The 4,462-nt window shown below is 72.4% G+C and carries 3 protein-coding genes; 2 read left to right on the forward strand and 1 reads right to left on the reverse strand.

Features of this window, described 5'->3' with window-relative positions; translation table 11 throughout:
* Nucleotides 1-99 precede the first annotated feature (99 nt).
* The gene (locus DQW06_RS25910) at nt 100-963 is read right to left on the reverse strand and encodes a M48 family metalloprotease (RefSeq protein ID WP_013156078.1); all 864 of its coding nucleotides are present in this window, start codon (nt 961-963) and stop codon (nt 100-102) included.
* Between the two features lie 526 nt (nt 964-1,489).
* On the opposite strand from DQW06_RS25910, the gene DQW06_RS25915 reads away from it, so the two are divergent.
* Complete coding sequence (locus DQW06_RS25915) at nt 1,490-3,340, forward strand: 2-oxoacid:acceptor oxidoreductase subunit alpha (protein WP_013156077.1); 1,851 nt, start codon at nt 1,490-1,492, stop codon at nt 3,338-3,340.
* Nucleotides 3,333-4,424, forward strand: coding sequence for a 2-oxoacid:ferredoxin oxidoreductase subunit beta (locus DQW06_RS25920; RefSeq protein ID WP_013156076.1), 1,092 nt, complete (start codon nt 3,333-3,335; stop codon nt 4,422-4,424). The genes DQW06_RS25915 and DQW06_RS25920 overlap by 8 nt, the downstream gene beginning before the upstream one ends.
* Nucleotides 4,425-4,462 lie beyond the last annotated feature (38 nt).

Here is a 4,462-nt window from a genome sequence, read left to right on the forward strand (position 1 = left end):
CGCCCGTCCCCGAGGGGGAGGGCGGCCGTCGCCGTTCCACCGCACCGGCGTGGTCGGGCCGCCTCGGCGGAGCCGCCCCGCGGGTCCGCCGGCACCGCCTCAGCGGCCCAGGTCCCAGCTGCGGCGCAGCTCCCGTAGGCGCCGGACGCGCTCCGCCGTCGGCGGGTGCGCGGCGAACAGGCGGCCCACGCCGCTCGGGAACGGGTTGGTGGTCATCAGGTGCGCCGAGGCCAGCAGGCTGCGCTCCCGGGGCAGCGGGTACCGGCGCGCGCCCACCTCCAGCTTGCGCAGGGCGTCGGCCAGCGCCAGCGGGTCGCCGGTCAGCCGCGCGGCCTGCTCGTCGGCCCGGAACTCGCGCTGTCTCCCCACCCCGCAGTAGACGACCATGGCCGCGAGCGGCGCCAGCAGGACCGTCATCAGGCCGCCCAGGAGGGTGGGCATGTCGCTCTCCTCGGAGTCCCCCAGCGGGACCAGGAGGGCGATGGCGGTCGTCGCCGTGATCACCGCGGTCAGGGTGGCGGCCACCGAGCTGATCAGCGTGTCGTTGGCGCGGATGTGCGCCAGCTCGTGGGCGATCACGCCGCGCAGCTCGCGCTCGTCCAGCGTGCGCAGCAGCCCCGTGGTGCAGCACAGGGAGGCGCGGCGCGGGCTGCTGCCGGTGGCGAAGGCGTTGGGCGAGCGCACCGGCGACAAATAGAGCCGGGGCATCGGCTGCCGGGCGGCCGTGGCCAGCTCGCGGACGATCCGGTACAGCTCGGGGCGCTCGATCTCGCTCACCGGCCGCGCGCGCATCGCGCGCAACGCCAGGGACTCCCCGAAGAGGTAGACCAGGACGCCGGCGCACAGCACCAGGGCCACGGAGAACTGGGCGCCCTTCTCCGCTCCGCACAGCCAGCCGACCAGGACGACGAGCACCGCGGCGCCGACGAACAGACCGGCCGCGCGGGCCGCGCTGACGTACACGCCACCACCTCCTCGCTCAGCCGACGATGAATGCGTACATGGTGGCAAACGTGCGGGTCGCCGCTCCGCGTTCCCGTTACGGGACCAACGTCCGAGGCATCACTGATCTCCCTCTCATCTGCCACCTCCCCCGCACCACCCGCACCTTCGTCCACAGCCGCACCCCTCCGGATCCCCTCCGTGTGAGAATGGCCACCCGCGCGCGGTCCCGGCACACCCGACGTCTTATAGTGCGAACGTGGCCCTCATCACTGCGTGTACCAGGCCGTCGGGACTCCAGCCCCTCGGTCCGGTGCGCGGGCGGCCGTGTCGTTGAAGGCTGGCCCCTTCACGGCCCGGCCGTCGCGGCGCGGCCGCACCGCGCGAGACCGGGTTGGCGCATCCGGCGCTCGCGAGGGCCGCGAACGCTGTCCCCACGTCCCCGAACCAGGCACCCGGCCCGCGACGGTGCGGTCCGGTCGGGGGCGACACCCGAGCGCCGCCGCCCGTCACGACCGGCGGCTCACCAAGGAGGTCGTCGATCTCAGTGGCCAAACAGATCGAACAGCTCGACCGCGTCATCATCCGCTTCGCCGGGGACTCCGGCGACGGCATGCAGCTGACCGGTGACCGCTTCACGCAGGAGACGGCGTCGTTCGGCAACGACCTGTCCACCCTGCCGAACTTCCCCGCCGAGATCCGCGCTCCCGCCGGAACCCTGCCCGGGGTGTCCAGCTTCCAGCTGCACTTCGCCGACCACGACATCATGACCCCGGGGGACGCCCCGGACGTGCTGGTCGCGATGAACCCCGCGGCCCTCAAGGCCAACCTGGGCGACCTGCCCCGGGGCGCCACCGTGATCGTCAACACCGACGAGTTCACCAAGCGCAGCCTGGCCAAGGTCGGGTACACGGCCGACCCGCTGACGGACGGGACGCTGGACGCGTTCAAGGTGAGCGCGGTGCCGCTGACGTCCATGACGGTGGAGGCATTGTCCGGCGCCGACATCTCCAAGAAGGACGCGCAGCGGGCCAAGAACATGTTCGCCCTGGGCCTGCTGTCGTGGATGTACAACCGCCCGACGGAGGGGACGACCTCGTTCCTGAAGTCGAAGTTCGCCGCCAAGCCCGACATCCTGGCCGCGAACCTGACCGCGTTCCAGGCGGGGTGGAACTTCGGCGAGACCACCGAGGACTTCGCGGTCTCCTACGAGATCAAGCCCGCGCGGCTCCCGGCGGGCACCTACCGCAACATCACCGGCAACCTGGCCACCGCCTACGGGCTGATCGCCGGGTCCGAGCGGTCGGGGCTGCCCCTGTTCCTGGGCTCGTACCCGATCACCCCGGCCTCGGACATCCTGCACGAGCTGTCCCGGCACAAGCGGTTCGGTGTGCGCACGTTCCAGGCCGAGGACGAGATCTCCGGTGTGGGCGCCGCCCTGGGCGCGGCCTTCGGCGGCTCCCTGGGCGTGACCACCACCTCGGGTCCGGGCATGGTGCTCAAGCAGGAGACGGTGGGGTTGGCGGTGATGACCGAGTTGCCGCTGGTCATCGTGGACGTGCAGCGGGCCGGTCCGAGCACCGGCATGCCCACCAAGACCGAGCAGACCGACCTGCTCATGGCCCTGTACGGGCGCAACGGCGAGTCGCCGGTGCCCGTGGTGGCGCCCGCCTCCCCCGCGGACTGCTTCGACGCCGCGCTGGAGGCCGTGCGGATCGCGGTGCGCTACCGCACGCCGGTGGTGGTGCTCTCCGACGGGTACCTGGCCAACGGTTCGGAGCCGTGGCGGCTGCCGGAGGTCTCGGAGCTGCCGCGGATCGACCCGGCCTTCGCGACCGGGCCCAACGGGCCGGGCGGGACCTTCCTGCCCTACCTGCGCGACGAGGAGACGCTGGCCCGCCCGTGGGCGGTGCCGGGCACGGCGGGGCTGGAGCACCGGATCGGCGGTATCGAGAAGCACGCGCAGAGCGGCGACATCTCGTACACGCCCGCCAACCACGACCTGATGGTCCGCACGCGCCAGGCCAAGATCGACGCGATCGCCCGCGACATCCCCGAGCTGGCGGTGGACGACCCCGGCGGGGAGGCGGACGTGCTGGTCCTGGGCTGGGGCGGCACGTACGGGTCGATCACCGCGGCGGTGCGCCGCGTGCGCCGCGCGGGCGGCCGGGTGGCGCAGGCGCACCTGCGCCACCTCAACCCGTTCCCGGCCAACCTCGGCACGGTCCTCCACCGGTACGAGCGGGTGGTGGTCCCCGAGATCAACCTGGGCCAGCTGTCCCTGCTGCTGCGCGGCAGGTACCTGGTCGACGTCATCGGCTACAACAAGGTCCGCGGCCTGCCCTTCAAGGCCGAGGAGCTCGCGGGCGTGCTTCAGGAGGTCATCGACCGTGACTGAGAACGTGACGGGTACCGGCGCGAACGGCCACGTCCACGGGGTCCCGGAGGCCCTGGGCGGGCTGCGCCTGGTGCCCAGGACCGACACCGCATACAAGATGAAGGACTTCAAGTCCGACCAGGAGGTGCGCTGGTGCCCGGGCTGCGGCGACTACGCGATCCTGGCCGCCTTCCAGTCCTTCCTGCCCGAGCTGGGCGTGCCGCGCGAGAACGTGGTGATGGTGTCGGGTATCGGCTGCTCCTCCCGATTCCCGTACTACCTGAGCACGTACGGCATGCACTCGATCCACGGGCGCGCCCCGGCGATCGCGACCGGGCTGGCCACCAGCCGCCCGGACCTGTCGGTGTGGGTGGTGACCGGTGACGGCGACGGGTTGTCCATCGGCGGCAACCACCTCGTCCACGCGCTGCGCCGCAACGTCAACATCAACATCCTGTTGTTCAACAACCGGATCTACGGGCTGACCAAGGGTCAGTACTCCCCCACCTCCGAGCCGGGCAAGATCACCAAGTCCTCGCCGGTGGGGTCGCTGGACCACCCGTTCAACCCGCTGTCGCTGGCGCTGGGCGCGGAGGCCACGTTCGTGGCCCGCACGATCGACTCCGACCGCAAGCACCTCACGTCGGTGCTGCGGGCGGCGGCCGACCACCCCGGCGCGTCGTTCGTGGAGATCTACCAGAACTGCCCGATCTTCAACGACGACGCGTTCGAGCCGCTGAAGGACCCGGCGGCGCGGGACGTCCGGCTGCTGCGCCTGGAGCACGGCGAGCCGCTGCGGCTGGGCCCGGACCGGGGCGTGGTCGCCGGGGAGTTCGGCGGCTTGGAGGTCGTGGACGTGGACTCGGTGGGAGAGGACCGGCTGCTGCGGCACGACGCGCACCGGGAGGACCCGGGGTACGCGTTCGCGCTGTCGCGCCTGGACCAGCCCGCGTTCGAGCACGTGCCGATCGGGGTGCTGCGGGACGTGCGCCGCCCGGCCTACGACGAGCTGGTGAACGAGCAGGTGGCCGACGCGCGGGCCGAGCGCGGCGCCGGCGAGCTGGCCGCCCTTCTGGCCAGCGGGGACACCTGGAGGGTGGAGTAGGGCCGTGTCCGGGTCCCGCCGGGGTGCGGGGCCCGGAC

Source organism: Nocardiopsis sp. TNDT3 (assembly GCF_003427465.1).
In the GTDB taxonomy this organism is placed as follows: domain Bacteria; phylum Actinomycetota; class Actinomycetes; order Streptosporangiales; family Streptosporangiaceae; genus Nocardiopsis; species Nocardiopsis dassonvillei.